This is a genomic window from Shewanella sp. 10N.286.52.B9 (assembly GCF_002873635.1).
Lineage (GTDB): Bacteria > Pseudomonadota > Gammaproteobacteria > Enterobacterales > Shewanellaceae > Shewanella.
In genome coordinates this window covers 1-15575 of record NZ_MCTY01000238.1, presented here as the reverse complement: position 1 = coordinate 15575, position 15575 = coordinate 1, and the positions used below count along the sequence as shown (strand labels likewise).

The window sequence follows — 15575 nt, the reverse complement described above, 5'->3', positions numbered from 1 at the left end:
GTATTTTAAAGCGCTTTGAACTTTATATAAGGATATATCTAGAGCATGAAAGTCGTAAAATTTTTGGTGGCAATGACCACTGTTAGCGTTCTGATTTCAGGTTGTAGCGATAAGGAAAATACTATTGCCACTGTAGATGGTGATGTTGTCACATCAACACAGCTGCATGCTTACTTGCAATATAAGCGAATCGATCTTAAAAATGAAAAACAAGTTCTGTCGGCTAAAACACATTATTTACGTCACCTTGCTTTAGTCAAAGCGATTGAAAATCAGGAAACACTTGATCAAGCCGCTATAAATGCTGAACTATTCGAACTTAAGAAAGATCTCATGCTGAATCGATATTTGCAGAACTATTTAACGTCTGCGGTCAATGATGTCGCCATCAGAAATTACTACGCCGAAAACCAAGATAAATATCAAGAAACCAAAGCCAAAGTCTCTCACATACTGTTAAGAGTCGCGCCTAATGCCAATGAGCAAGATAGGCAGGTTATTTACAGTAAAGCGATGGAGGCTTATAGCAAGCTTCGCTCGGGTGAGCCCTTTGCTGATATCGCGAATACATACTCTGAAGATAAAATTTCGGCAAAAAAAGCTGGCAGCCTAGGTTGGGTATTAAAAGGTGCAATCTCTCCAGTCTTCTCTAATCAAGTTTTTGAAGAGCTTGAAAAAGATCAAATTTCAGAACCCTTCTTGACTGAATTCGGTTATCACATTGTATTACTAGAACAAGCGCCATCAGTAGTGAAACAGCCCTTCGAAAAAGTTCGCGGTGATATAAAGCGTATTTTAAGAAAAATGGCTAAAGATGCAGAATTAGACCGACTTAAATCTAGCATTGAAATTACTCAATAAACTCTAGGAATAACATGCGATTAATCGGACTACTACTGTGTGTTGCAGGTCTCTCTGCTTGCCAAAAACATGATGTCTCAATTGAGCCTCAACCTCAACTTTCAGATGCCGTGGCAAGCATTGATTCGATTCCTATTTATAAAGATGAATTAGCGTTAGTGATCAAGCAAACCGTTGGTGACTTTGGAGCTATTCAGCTAGGAACTAGTGGCCGAGAAAAAGTGCTTGAAAGTCTCATCATTAGAAAGTTAATGAGTGATAAACAGTTTCAGCAAATGGATAGTGAAGAACGTCAGTTGCTAGAATTGGAAATGAAAGCTTTTCGCGAGGAACTGCTCACTAAAAGGTATATAAAGCAGCAAGTACAAGCTGAACCTGTTACGCCAGAAATGATACTAGATTATTACAATAATAATCCTAAGTTATTTGGGGCTAAACAAATTCGTCGATTTGAAATGGTAAGAGCAGATGTTAGTCATAGCCCTAAATTACAACAAGAGCTAAGTATACTAATACAAGGGCTAACACCGCACTCTAACTGGAAACTAACTATTGATGAGGCAAGACAAAACGGGCAACCCGTTTTTCTCGTTTCAGGAAATAGTGCGGAAAAAGGCTTAATTGACGATTATCAACAGGTCATCCAAAAATTAGAACAAGGTGAAATTTCACCATTACATAGTATCAACGGCATTCTTGTTCGCTTCAGAATTACTGAACTAGTTAATATCGCCGCTAAGCCTATTGCAGAGGTGACTCCTTCTATACGAAAGTCACTTGCACCAATACAGCTTAAAAAATCAATTCAGCAGGAAGCTGAATTACTCATGCATGATAGGGAGATCGAGCGTTATGCTATGGAATAGTCTGAAGCGAAATGCGCGTTTACTTGTTGGGTTAGTGAGTAGCCTTGTTATTTTATCAGGGTGTAATTTTTTTGAAGACGCCGATGATATTGACTATCAAATAGGGACAGAGATAGATAATCCTATCGCAGCCGTTGAATATCAATATTATAACCAACCACTCACTTCAATCGATGCGCTGTATTCCGCAACTGTTGATCGCGAGGGTTTAGCGCATAAAATGACCCTACAAGTAGGGGCTAATCAAAGCCAAGTTGGCTATCATTTTAGTGCTTTTTTCTACGCCAAAAGTAATGATGGGTATCGTTTTAAGGTTTCCGCTTCGGGAGATTCAAGCCTATATATTAATGACGAGCTAGTCGTAGATGAAAAGTTATTCTTGGCGCAGGGGTATCATAAAGTCGATTTCTGGGTTGTACCTGATAATGGTGCTTTACAGCCGCGCATCTTAGTCAGCAGTAGTCGTCATAAAGAACAAGATATTGCATCAGGTTTACTGCATTTATCCTTAGATGATATTGAACCACTTGAACAAGCGTCAAATACTCCAACTCCCTCTTTTACTGGCTTCCAGTATCATTATTATGAACAAGAAAATATTAGGTTAACAGCTTTAGACTCTCTCAATATTATTGAATCAGGCAATAGTAAAAAAATAGACTTGTCTCACCGGAATGTAGATGAAAATTCAGCATTTATTTTCCAGACTTCAATCAATATATCTAAAGAAGGCTTATATACGTTTCGAAGCGAAGCAGCTGAATATGAGTTAACCGTAGCAGGTAACACACTATTTAAAAATCCAACAGACAGTCAGCAGCGGTATTTGAGCGCCGTCTGGTTATCGCCCGGCTACTACGAGCTTGAATATCGAATCATTAATAACCTTGCTATGGGTCAGCCAACTCTTGAGTGGGCATATCAAGGGCGTAAAATAATTACTGAACGTAAACCTGCAAATGAATCAACACAGAACCTAAAGCCGCGACTAACAGTCCAGCCTCTTGAATATGCACCGATTGAGCAATTGAAGTTGCTCTCTTCGCTAGTTACAGCGCAAGACGAACCTATCACAAATCCAGATGAGAGCTGGCAAGATGGCGTAAATTATCACTATTACTATTCCAATATTCCACAAAGCATCGAACAGATTGAAAATTCGTTCCCTAATGTTGCAGGGTTGACTGAAGGCTTTTCACTTCCAATAGAAAATATCCAATACCCTAGCGCAAATTATTTTGAATCAAATATCGAAATAGAAACAGAAGGTAGTTATACATTCTATTTGAAGCACTCTTCATATATAGCCGGCTATATTGGAAATATTCCATTAGGAGATAATGCTCAGGCCTTATCAGTAGGTGACAAATTAGACTCGTTAAATGTGACTACATCGCAATCTGCACAATGGCGCAAGTCGAGTGTTTACCTAAAACCTGGCTTTTACAATTTCAGATTGTTCTATCACATGATTTCAGCGCAAGACACTCCAGAAGTGCTACTGGCTATACCAGGTAAATTAAGACAACGACTTGAAGCGTTTACGTTTAAAACTAAGCCAAAAGAGACACTGACAGATTTAGATGGTGACTTAGTTCCTGATAACGAAGATGCCTTCCCCGCAGATCCGACAGAATGGGCTGATTTAGATGAAGATGGTATAGGCGATAATAGTGACCCAGATATTGATGGTGATGGTTATTTAAATCAAGACGACGTATTTCCAACAGACCCATTAGAGTGGGCAGATTTGGATGAAGATGGCATAGGCGATAACAGTGATATAGATAGAGATGGTGATGGGGTTAATAACGACCAAGACGCCTATCCAGATGATCCTACACGCTCTCAGATTGATAATGGGGCAAAAGATACCGATGGTGATGGTTATGCCGATGATGTCGATGCTTTTCCATTAGACCCAACAGAATGGCAAGACAGTGATGGTGATGGTATTGGTGACAATAGCGATCCAGACAGAGACGGAGATGGGGTTAATAATGAACACGATGCTTACCCCGATGACCCGAGCAAATGGCATGATGTCGTTAAGCTAGATTTAGCACTAACACAACAAGATGAAAGTGTAAACATGTCATGGTCAAAGGCTAATAACAACCTGATTGAATCATATCGGGTATTAAGGTCGGCTAACCAAGGGCCGTTTTTTAAGTTAGCGGAGCTTAGTAAACAAACGACAGAATACGTAGATAAGCAGGTTACGGAAAATACCGTTTATGATTATAAAGTAGAGGCTCAGGGTAATGGCGAGCTGATGGCAACATCAACGACCCAGGGTATCTTTGTCGCTTTTAACAATAGGCTGGTTAAGCAGTTTGTAGTTGAAAGTGATGCGGGTGTAATAAATATAAACTGGCTTGCAATCCCGCATTATTCCGTCGTCGTAGAAAAACGCATTAATCAGGATAATTGGCAGCAAATTGCTGACAGTAAAAGTGCAATACATAGTGATACGCAGATAACTCATGGGCAAATATACCAATACAGGGCTAAAACGCGACGTCACTTTAACAATCCACTTAGCGGCACTAGTTTCGTCATCGATGGACCGTATACTGAGATAATCAGCCAAAAAGCCGTGTTGCCGTTATCGGTTCAATTTACCAATGTTGATAAAGTGACAGACGGTGTGAACTATTGGTACTGGCATATTGATGAGAATATATCCCCAATAAAAATTACTGGAACAATTAATAATGTAATCGAACCCGTAAAACTGACTTTTAATTCTGCTAATAAAAGTCTCGAATTTCACGTTAACACAGCTAATTTTGAGCTTGAGTTACCAATTGACGAGTCACATGTTCAATGGGTATTAAATGCAGAGTCTATAATCAATGGTGTTTCTCAACGTCTAGCAGCACCTGCAATATTAGTATTTCAATCCGACACTCTCGGCGCCAAGATAGAATTAGATGACTCAAGTGTGATGACTTCAGAAGCTCAAATCGATGTGACAGGCAGACTCATTGATGACAGCGGCATTGAGCGCTTCACTATGACGAGCTCCCATTTTAGTGGCACTGAGTTTGGGGTCATATTACATGACAATGGTCGTTTTACGGGCGAAGTTCCACTTGAATGGGGCGAGAATATCATTGAGTTAGAAGCGACCGATAGATTTGGCAATATTAGCCATGCTCAAGCGATTATCACCAGACAGTCAGAAGATTTACCCAGAGTGAAAATAACGAGTCATAGCGATGGTCAAGTTGTGACTGACCAACAATTGATGCTTGTTGCTGAGGTGACCTCTGGATTACCTATTTCTGATTTGAACATATGGCTAAATGAGCAACGAGGTTCATTAACCGATATCGGCAATGATCAATATACAGCCATATTCCCATCCATATCATTAGAGGAAGGTGAGAACCTCATCATTCTCAAAGTTGAGTCTACAGCAGGCATGGCTCAGCACATGATAAAAGTATCATATCAGGCTGATTTACAAGTATTAGCTCCGGTAATTCAAGTGCTATCACCTACTTTAGGTGCGTGGGTTAATACAAAAAATTTCGAAATATCAGCCATTATTCAATCTGCTGTTCAGCCTTCAGTTAGCGTCAACGGCTATCAGCTCACAGCCTATTTACAAGATGAAGGTCGCTACCGAGTTAGCTATTTAACTAAAAACGATGAAACCTCATGGCAAATCGATGCGTCAAATGAGGCAGGCGAAGACAGTGTTGCCTTAAATTATCAAATTGATGTGCAAGCACCAGAAATTCAACTTGCGACACAGTTATCTGTTGCTCCTTCAGTAAACCTATCCATTGAAACGCCCTTTAGGCTTGAAGGTGTTGTGCGTGACGATCAAGCGGTAACTTTATCCTTGAATGGCGAAGTTGTGCCAATACAACCCACAAGTACCTCTAATACCTATAGCTTTAGCTTATCTTATAATTTACCGCTTAATGAACAACGAAATTTGACGCTAAAGGCGACTGATTTTGCTGGAAATTCCACGATTAAAGAATACATAGTCGTTAATAATGCGCAAATGAGTGCAGAAATTATTGCGCCATCCAACGGCAAAGAGTTTGTGGTTGAATCTGATAGCTTTAACCTGCAATTTGTTGCAAGTGTCAGTAATGTAGAGCAAGCATCAGCACTTAAGTTACAAATTGATAATGGCGCCAAGCAGGATATAGTGGCAATTAATAACCTCATTAATACTACCATCCCAATGCAAGCCACTTCAGGTGAGCATAGTGTGAGTTTTTATGCTTACGACAATAATGGTGTATTGAAAGCCAAGTCGACACGCCACTTCAATATCCAACAACTTGAAGATATTCCTCAAACAGTCATAAAAACGCACCCTGACTCACTTCAGAATAATCTCGAACCGAATGCATTTATCTCTTTCTATTTTAATAAAGCGATCGATAGCAGCAAGCTAACAGTCCAAGTAACAGAAACCATTCATGGTAAAACGTACATTGATGAAACTGAAACAGGGGCAAGTATTCTTGATAATCGAGGTGAAACACTGCAAGACGTGAACCGTGATCACATGATTATGCAAGGCAGTATTGCCAGCTTACCAGGCAACCATAGCTTTGCATTTTATCCTGAAAGAGACTTTGGCTATGGCGCCGATGTGAAAGTAACGATAAATCTTGCTGATGAAGAACTGCATCGATTTAGCTTCAAAGTAAGAGAGTTACCAACGTTAATCGATGGTCATATTAAAGATAATTTCTACACCAGTATTCCGAATGTACGCGTTAAATTACATGAGCTAAACCGCAACGAAGTGACCAATGCAGACAGTGCATATAGTTTTGGCTACCTTGAAAGTGGCGAATTTAATATAGCGGGTGGCAGTTATACCCTAGAGGTAAATCCTGAAAGAGAAAATCCGCTTTTTGGTAACTACATTCGCCATATCAATATTCAAGAAGGTAGACGTAATCAGATACCTACCATGATTTTATCCCTGATAAATAAAACAGTGCCCTTCTCTTTGTTGCAATCGGGACAAGGTTTTTCAGTTCATGCTAACGGAGAGTTAGAGCTGGATTTAGCTCAAGCTCAATTGAGATTCGGTAATGGTGCTCAAAGCGGCAATATGCAGTTTAGTTTGCAAGACATTACTCAAATCGGTATGCAAATACCTGATTCACTTCCCACTCTATGGGTGTTCTCAGGGCAACCTCAAGGAGTTCAGGTCAATGGCAACGTGGGTGTTGCTATAAAAGCAGCCAGCTTGTTAGGAAGTTACGCTTATTTACCTGAAGACGGGCAATATACCCCAATCGTTGGGCGAGCAAGTGATACAAATCAGCTCGATGTCGTTGGAGTCGCGCAGCGTCAGGGGTTGTGGATGCGCTCAGTGGGCGACGTAAAATTAGAAAACTTAGATTATGTAGGCTTTGCCATTGTAGGTTTTGATAAACAAGTCACGTTAGAAGAATATGCCAACGGCAATATCGAGTTAATACAGCTTAAGGCAGAGCTTAATCCGTAGAGGAATGGAAATGTTTAGTGGGTTTAAAGGGAATTTAATGGCTCGGTTATTGATAGCGACTATTACGCTATTAGCCTCGTTAACGTCAGTGTCGGCTTGGGCGTTAGGGGCGTGGGACATTCAAAGGGTTAAATTTGGCCACGTATTAGCGAGAGGGTTGGTGCTCGATGATGCAGGGTACCCAACTTATGTTGAATATACTGCCGATGGTACAAAAGTCGGTGGCTGGTCACAAAGTTTAGCCTCAGCTAAAGGTGCATATGTGCTTCCTGCTGAGCAGGTTAAAAGTACCCAAGCATTATTGAGTGACCTAAAAACTGAAAACAATAAAGTGATTGTATTGACGCGTGAGCAATACGATTCACAGGACTTTACCAGCAAGTTCGATAAACCATTAACTAAACTTGAACTATCCCCTATATATAAAAGTGTTGTCGTTAAAGCCAAAGAGTCGATATTGCATGAATCAGACACGCATGTTTTATTACTTTCACGCTTCGATTTATCTAATATAGCCAATATTGATAATAATGCTCAATCAGTATTATTTGATAAAAGCGGTCAAGTTTTACACTCATCTGCAAATAATATTGCTTTTGATTCAGGGTTTTATGAAGGGGATGGCGGTTCCGATGCCGTTCCTCCGTTATCAGAGCGTATCAGTTCAAAAACCTATGCACCCTTCCAAGGGGCTCAAATAGAAGCATGGATTAACGGTTTTGATGTTACCGACACAGAAGGTAAATTTACCGCCCAATATAACCTAGTACCTTGTCCGTGTTTCTCTTTTAGTTACGACAATGTGCCTTTGATAATGAAACATTACTATGCAGGGTTTACCTCTCGCGGAGTAAAACCACTCATTGATGCTCAAATTAGACCGGGTTATGATTTTTGCTCTGGTTACGATGCTTGCCCGCTTGCAATTGGAGGTACTTTATCTGGAGCTATGGCACAAGTTGCCATTATCGGTATCTATGCCTCATCTGCGTCGCCAGCATTACAGCCAAGTAACTTTTATGTTGATACAGGCTTTATTACCGGTAAAGCAAGACTTGCCCCTATTGGTGCAGAAACCCAATACGTTTATAAAGAGCCTAATTTAGACCCTATTTCTCAACAGCATTACGACTTTGACGGTGACTCAAAATTTGATGACGTCAAAATGGGCAATATTGTCGATGGCTTATTTGTGTGTAGTGCCGACACAACGCAGGCTGAATATCAAGGGGTGTATATTAGCTCGGTACATGAAGGGCAAACCGTTTATGCTAATTGCGCAGATGATGAGCCTGAAATCACTCAGCCAGATATCTTGCGATTAGCAGATCACCAATTAGACACCAATGCGCAGGGGCTCGTAGGGCAAATCTCTCAAGAAGATTTACAAGATACTGACATCTTAGTATTCCGTGAATCTAACGGCTTGCTTATCACACATCGAAAAGGCATCAACGAGAACGAATTATCCAAGAATAGAAGCTATTACGGGGTTGAGGGCGACGAATTTATATTTCAAATGATGATCCGTGGTCCAGCTAATGTATTTGCCATGTTCGAAGAAATGGGGCCTGCAGGCTATAGCAAGTTTCAATCTGATGCCAATATGGACCCTTCATTACATCAAAGAGAGTCAGACCATTTAAAGCCAGGTGAAGCCATTCGTATTGTATTGGTTAACCGTAAAACAGGTTATATTGGCTCGTTAAGAACGTCATACACTCATGGGTATCAAGGCGGTAATATTGCCTTCAACATGAATGATGTTCAAATGAACCCGCCGAACCTCAAAATCAGTGCAGAGCGCCGTTTTACCATCAAAGAGGGCATGAGTGCGTCGAACGAGCAACATAAGAAACTAATCACTTATGAAGGCTCGGCCATGAGTGATGATGAAATGGTCACTATCACCACTGAATGGTATGACGTTGATGGCACACCACTGCCAGATGGCATGAATGACTTTGGTTATACCGGCCGTTTAGCCAAAGTGGCAGGCCCAGGTATGTTGGTCAGCTCAGGCGGCAGCATCGATAATTTTGCTATTCGTCCAGGTAAACACATTGAGCATATTCGCTTAGCGGATATGGGCAACCCAGCCGATCATTTCTACATACAAGTTAACGGTCAGTCAAAACACGAAAACCCGTCATTTGCCGATGGCGGTGCTGCGCCCAGTGGGCCCCTTGCCCAGAGACCTAAACATTATGTGCCATTTTTGGTCCCCGTCTTAGATGAGGCCGTCACCCTAGAGCAAGAATATTTGTATAAAAAGCTGGTCGCCGACGGCTTAGATGATGGTATTGAAAAACCAGAACCCCTATATCGTTGGGTGTACCGTCCTGAACTGCAGTTCAGTACTTATGACCTGAAAGTGGATGACATCATTCGTCAGCGAAACGACGACCTCACATCAAGCATTTATCAAGATGATATTCCGATGATTGCTTCATCAGATAATGCAGTATCTTTTTTATATAACCTTATCGAAAGCAATGAAGAGGCATTAGCCTTTTTAGGGGCAGGGCAAGAGTTGGTCTTCGCCCTTGGTGCGACAGAGATCAAAGCAAAGCTTGGTGAAGGTAATCAAATCATATTTACCAACCTTGAGCATATCGCAGCGTTAGATGTCGAAGACTTTGTCACGCTGAGTTTGTATAGCAATAACGACCCAACCAATGTGCTGTGGGAATATGCGTTTGAATCAGTGGCCATCGATACACGTTGGGCAGGTCATGACAACATTGGCGAAGATGGAACGATTTATGTATCAGCAGATGACCCAGTCGTTCCTGCACAAGCGTTTATCTTAGGTTATGCCAACCGTGAAAATAAAAAGCCCTTATCATTAAAGTGGGTCGTAAAAGGCCAAGGAACAGCGGAAAACAAGTCTCTAGAGTATAAAGACCAAGGCGTATTCCCAGCAGATATCAAAATGTCCACCGTTGCAGGAAGCCGTGCCACCGCTGAAGTGTATATCGATAATCCCAACAATGTAACCAAACTTGATGCCATTGAAGTTGTTGCAGGAAAGCCTGCCGTAATCAATGTAGAAATGACAGGTGAAGCCTTTATTGAAGGGCACAAAGGTATACAGGTGAGCGTGCAAGCATGGGATGCTCACGGCAATAAAGTAGCTGATGGCACATCAATTAACTTTTCACTTGATGGCGTGGCAATTCTGGCAGACGCTGATGATGGCATTGATAATGGCGCTGCATCAGCATTTATTATTGGTGGGGTGCAGCCCGATGACGAAGCAAAATTAATTGTCTCTGTAGGGGACGTTACTCAAACTCTCGACTTTGAGGTTCAGCCTCTCAAGGTGGTCATTAGTGACTACACCGCCAACATGGAACCCAGTGAAACCTATCCGGTTACGGTTACAGTAACAGAGCCCAATGGAACCCCCGCAATAGGGGTACCTGTTAAGTTTGATACTACCGCAGGTCGCTTTAAAAAATCATATATCGAAACCGGCAGTAATGGTCAGGCTATTGCGCAACTTCATAGCGGTTTTTATCGCGTTGACGACTACCAAGTCAGTGCGCGTGTAGGCTTAACCCCCGCAGTGTCAGAGCAAGGAAAAATCACCCCTAAAGGTGATACCTACAGCGACACAAGACAAACCTTGATCGTAGGTGATGAAACCACTAATGGCTATGCTGAGTATGAGCGTTACGATGGCGCCAATATAGGCCTTAACTACGAAACCTCTGCAGATGTATTTGTCTATGGTAAGCCAAACGAAACTCTTAATTTAACCCTAGGTACTCTAAGCGAACCCAATATTCAGCCAATTGCTGGCTATGTGATGAGTGATTTAGTGGTCGACTATGTACCAGAAGTTAATGGGCTGCATAACGGCACAGCAACTCGAGTCACCATTGCTGAAGATAACCCGTTAGGGGTTGGGCAAAGTTACGCTTTTGATAAAAATGCTTACTTAAATTCTTTAGATATTTGGGAGTCAAGTAAGATAGAAGTTGCCCTAGACCCAAAGCTTAAACCACAAGATAGTGTGGGCTTTAGGGTTGATGTAAAAGCAACAACTGCAGGCGGTAATATCTTTACCTTAGAGGGGGGAGTACAAAAGTTAGCGCTGCTAGATGACGGCCGCTTTGAGTATAAAATATATACCGAAGATGGTGCTTTTTCAGTTTATTCTGCCGCAGTATCAAACAGTAAATGGTTAGCAGTCGCAGGTCGTTATAATGATGGTTATCTTGAGCTTGAAATAGACGGTGTATTAAGTCGTGTAGCCGCGACGGGCAAGTTATCTTATACGGTTTCACAACGTGGTCTGACATTAGGTGAAAACTTTACCGGTAAATTAAGCAGCTTTAAGTTATATGACTGGAATAGCCAGCCATTAATGACCTTTGAGGATGGCACAACGACCAAGCAAGTGATGCTGGCCGTAAATCAAGAGCATGAAGTGGTTAAAGTTATCAGTACCGGTAATTTTAATCAGTTGGGTGAAAGTGCCAACATGTTGCGCATTGGTCTGCAAACTAATGATACGCAAACCTATGTTGGCGTAATAGCAAAGACGTTTTACGGCCAATTAGCCAGTATGTATACCGATGGGTTAAAGCCTGAGGGCTACCCACCCTTAGCATCTAACACCCAACAATATCGCCGCTATACACCAGTGCCTTTTATTGGCGTTGCAAATGCAGGTTTTCTTGACTGGATTAATGAAAATGCATTCGATGCCATGAAAGCAGCCGTGGGCTTCTTAATCCCCTATGAAGAAGGCATCGGTTTAGTTAAACAGATTTATTATTTAGTCACGGACGATGACGACTTTGATGTAATGGAGTTAACGCTCAATGCTATTGCTGTAATCAGTGTCTTTCCCCCCGCTAAAGCGTTATTACCGCTCTCTAAAGGGTTAAGGTTTTTCTTAAAACCGCTTAAAGGCAGTATTGGTAAGTTTGTGAAGGCCACGGGTGGCGTCATGTATAAAATCATTAATGAGGCGACAGATAAACGTTACGACACCTTAATGAATCTATTGCCATTTTTGATTATTGCCGGCGAAATGGTGGCAGATTCAGAAGCCCGAGAAGGGCTATTCTTGATGATCAAGTCGGTTGCCAGTACCGATGATTTGCTTTCATGGATGGACTACTTAAGTTTACCCGCTGATGGCTGGGAGGGCGATGAAATCCCGCCCGTTATTGGTGAAAACGGGGATACTGAAACGGCTATGTTGAATAGTGGCGAAGCATACCCATGGGCGGGCATGCCGTTTGTGGGGGCGGCTTATGCGGCGAAGAAAAGGTTTAAAGTTGATGGTGCTAAGTTAGGAAAAGTGTTTAAAGAGCTAGCAGAAGAGGCAAATGGCAATCTAGACTTAAAGAGTATGATAATTTTTATAAAAAATGTTAGAAAAGGGCTAAAGAAGACAAGTGCTGAGGACTTAAGGAAGCTTATTTTTGATAAGAGATTAATCGCTGCTGGGTCAACTCTGGCCGCAAGATCTGGTCAGAATCTGCTAAATTTTCTAAAAGGAAATACCTCTAGTAGAATCTCACCTTCTATAATGGTTGCTGTAGTGTGGTACCTAGAAAAAAGTATGGCGGATGGTACGCTTGAAAATGTAGATGAAGTATTACACTCAAGAATTAGAGGGCGATATGGAAATGCTTTTACTTCAATTTTTACTAAGGGTAACGGTGTTAAACCTACGAGACTCACTAACCAAGCTCACGGAGGTATGCATCAATTAGCCACAATTGCCAAGTTGCATCTCGCTCAACAGCAGGGCTTGACTGACCAAAAATTAAAGGCCGTTGAGGGAGAACGGAAAGTGACATTTTATGAAGAGGATGGTTTAGGCGGTATAGAGGTAAGAGGAATACAAACTAGAAATGTCGACATTATTGTTGAAACAGATGCTCTTAAAGAGAAATGGATAGAGCTTAAATCTTACACTCATAAACGTGCTTTTCAGGTTTGGAAGTATGGCGCATCTGGCGGTGGCGGCTCTGTTGGTAAAGAAATTATTGTGGATAGAGTGGCTAAAACCAGAGCCAGTGATAAAGGGGTACAGGATCAGAATGGACAAAATATTGAGAAAGTAGAGTTAAGCTGGCTATTTCAGAAGTTTAATGTCAAAAAAGCAGGATTGCCTGAGCAGCGAAGTTATAATAAAAATGAGTTTGGCAAAGGCAGTAATTCAAAAACAGTTTTAGGTAAGTTAGCGCGTTTAGAGCCAGATACCGGCGGTGTGATATTAACCAGTCTCAATTACGATAACAAAAGCGATAATAAACACTTTGAAAGTGAGATTAATGGTATCGCTAAATTAGACACTATATCAGCTTGGTTAATTGAATATGGTAAAGAGTTTTTGTTTAAAGACTTCCCAATCGAGAACATAAAATAATAAGGGTTAACATGGCAAAGTTTAGCTTTCACAAAGAAGTATGGTTATTAAAAGAACCAAAATGGCTGTCCGATAGAGCGCTTGCTTGGGAACCTATAGAATTTCAGTTGCTATGTGAAGGTGTTAACAAAAATAGAATATCCGCAATGAAACGCTATTTCATTAAAGGAGAATGGACTGAAGGTTCTGAATATGCGCCTTCACTTGATACTAGAATGAGGTGGTGCCCAACTATTTCAACATCTTATTTTGATGAAATGGCCAGTGAAGCAAGAACACAATATGGAACAAAATACCTCAGGGAAACATTAGTTAGGTCGGTTTTAAAAGTGATGCCTGAAGAGTTTATGCCTTTAGAGGATTGGCATCGCCGCATAACACTGTTCCAGTGGGTGATCAATGATGAAGTTGAATATACTGATAAGCTAATAGCGCACAATTCCTTTCAAGTTAGGGCTTTTCCCCTTGAAACAAGTAAAGCTAATGGAAATGACTTTTCAAAGCTTTATCTTCACTGGGTTAGTGATTGGTTACATATGATTGATAGTAACCAATATCAAGGGTTTACCATTTTATTGCCTTTTTGGTTCACCTCTTTACGCCATATGGACGAGTCGATATTTGAATGGGATCAAAACGTAAAGACAATAAATCAGCTTTTTCTTTATATAAGGCACTTTATACCGGAACACGCATGCCACGCAGCATCCCAAGCAAAAAAAGAGTTTGTCACTGAATTTTTAAAGTGTGTTGAAAAGTATGGCTTCACTTTGGAAAGAATGGCTGAGTTATGGGAGGCAGCTCTTGAAGATAAAGAAGATGAATGGGTCGATAAAAGATTAAAAAAAGAATTTTCACTAACTTTAGATAATACAGAATCCGAATATAAACCTGCATTCTTTAGCTCTTTTATATCTAATTTTGATGAAGGTGAGGATCCAATTTCTCATATTTTTTATCAATTAAAGAAAAATGAGTTCTGTCTGCATGAATATGTACCTAAAGAAGTTAAGCTAGTCAATTTAGATAGTTTGCTATCAAAAGAGTTTAAGTCGGAAGTCGGACAAGGTGATGCTTACCATTACAGATTTGAAATGTCATCTAAATATATAGGCACTGATAGATCAATTTTGTTTTTGAATGTATTTATTTTAAATAAATCTCGTAGGGTTATAATTTCAGAAAGTTCGAGAGTTAGGAATGGTTTATGTAAATCTAGAGTGTTTAATGCAAATAGACTGTTTTTATTAGATTCATTGAGAACGGAAAGTAATCTTAATTTTGCCAGGTATCTTAACTATTCAAGGAGTGACGAGCCTAAATCAATACCCCCAGCCCCTGAAGACTATTTGTCATATCTTAAGCTAAAGATAATCCCCTTTATTGATAGTAATTATAGTATTTTTTTACACGGGGTATATGGCTTACTTCATGGCATAGATGATCAATTTAAATAAAAAATCATTAAAATAACATGGCCACATAAAATAACATGGCGGCAAAATAACATGGCCATATATGGACGCTCCCGGTGAGTCAAGACAATAGTCTGCCTACCGAAGGCTTTTGACCTTGGTTTTCTTCTAAACTATTCACACTTGCTGTTGTTATTGATGTCACTCATGTACCGCTTAAAGTGGTTGTACTGCCATATATACGGGCTTAACAGTGTAGCTGTGCCCCTAATGAATTCCGTACCACCACAATAACATGGCCACCCATTCTAAGTGGCTAAATGCAATAACATGGCCACCCATTCTAAGTGGCTAAATATTGTACTCCTTACTAGGCTTGAGTTATTGCTCATTACTTGGTGACTAAAGATGGCCAGACCTAGAAAAACACTCGTGAGTTTAGAAGATACGCCTTACTACCACTGTTGTTCGCGTGTGGTACGTAAGGCATTTTTGTGTGGGTTTGATAAGTCGACAGGCGAAAACTATGAACATCGCCG

The 15575-nt window shown here is 40.8% G+C and carries 5 protein-coding genes and 1 pseudogene; all 6 read left to right on the top strand.

Annotation, left to right across the window (positions count from 1 at the left end; all coding sequences use genetic code 11):
• Positions 1-45: 45 nt before the first annotated feature.
• The gene (locus BCU91_RS20115) at positions 46-861 is read left to right on the top strand and encodes a peptidylprolyl isomerase (RefSeq protein ID WP_102532235.1); all 816 of its coding nucleotides are present in this window, start codon (positions 46-48) and stop codon (positions 859-861) included.
• A 14-nt stretch (positions 862-875) separates the two neighbouring features.
• Positions 876-1727 carry a peptidylprolyl isomerase gene (locus BCU91_RS20110; RefSeq protein ID WP_102532234.1) on the top strand — a complete coding sequence of 284 codons (852 nt, stop codon included), beginning with the start codon at positions 876-878 and terminating at the stop codon, positions 1725-1727.
• The gene (locus BCU91_RS20105; protein WP_102532233.1) at positions 1714-7224 is read left to right on the top strand and encodes a thrombospondin type 3 repeat-containing protein; all 5511 of its coding nucleotides are present in this window, start codon (positions 1714-1716) and stop codon (positions 7222-7224) included. The genes BCU91_RS20110 and BCU91_RS20105 overlap by 14 nt, the downstream gene beginning before the upstream one ends.
• A gap of 37 nt (positions 7225-7261) precedes the next feature.
• Positions 7262-13621: an Ig-like domain-containing protein gene (locus BCU91_RS20100; RefSeq protein ID WP_133126626.1), complete on the top strand. Its 6360-nt coding sequence runs from the start codon at positions 7262-7264 to the stop codon at positions 13619-13621.
• Between the two features lie 11 nt (positions 13622-13632).
• Positions 13633-15078 (top strand): hypothetical protein, encoded by a 1446-nt coding sequence (locus BCU91_RS20095; RefSeq protein WP_102532231.1) that lies wholly within the window; start codon positions 13633-13635, stop codon positions 15076-15078.
• A 366-nt stretch (positions 15079-15444) separates the two neighbouring features.
• Positions 15445-15575: pseudogene (locus BCU91_RS20655) on the top strand (transposase); the annotation flags it as partial.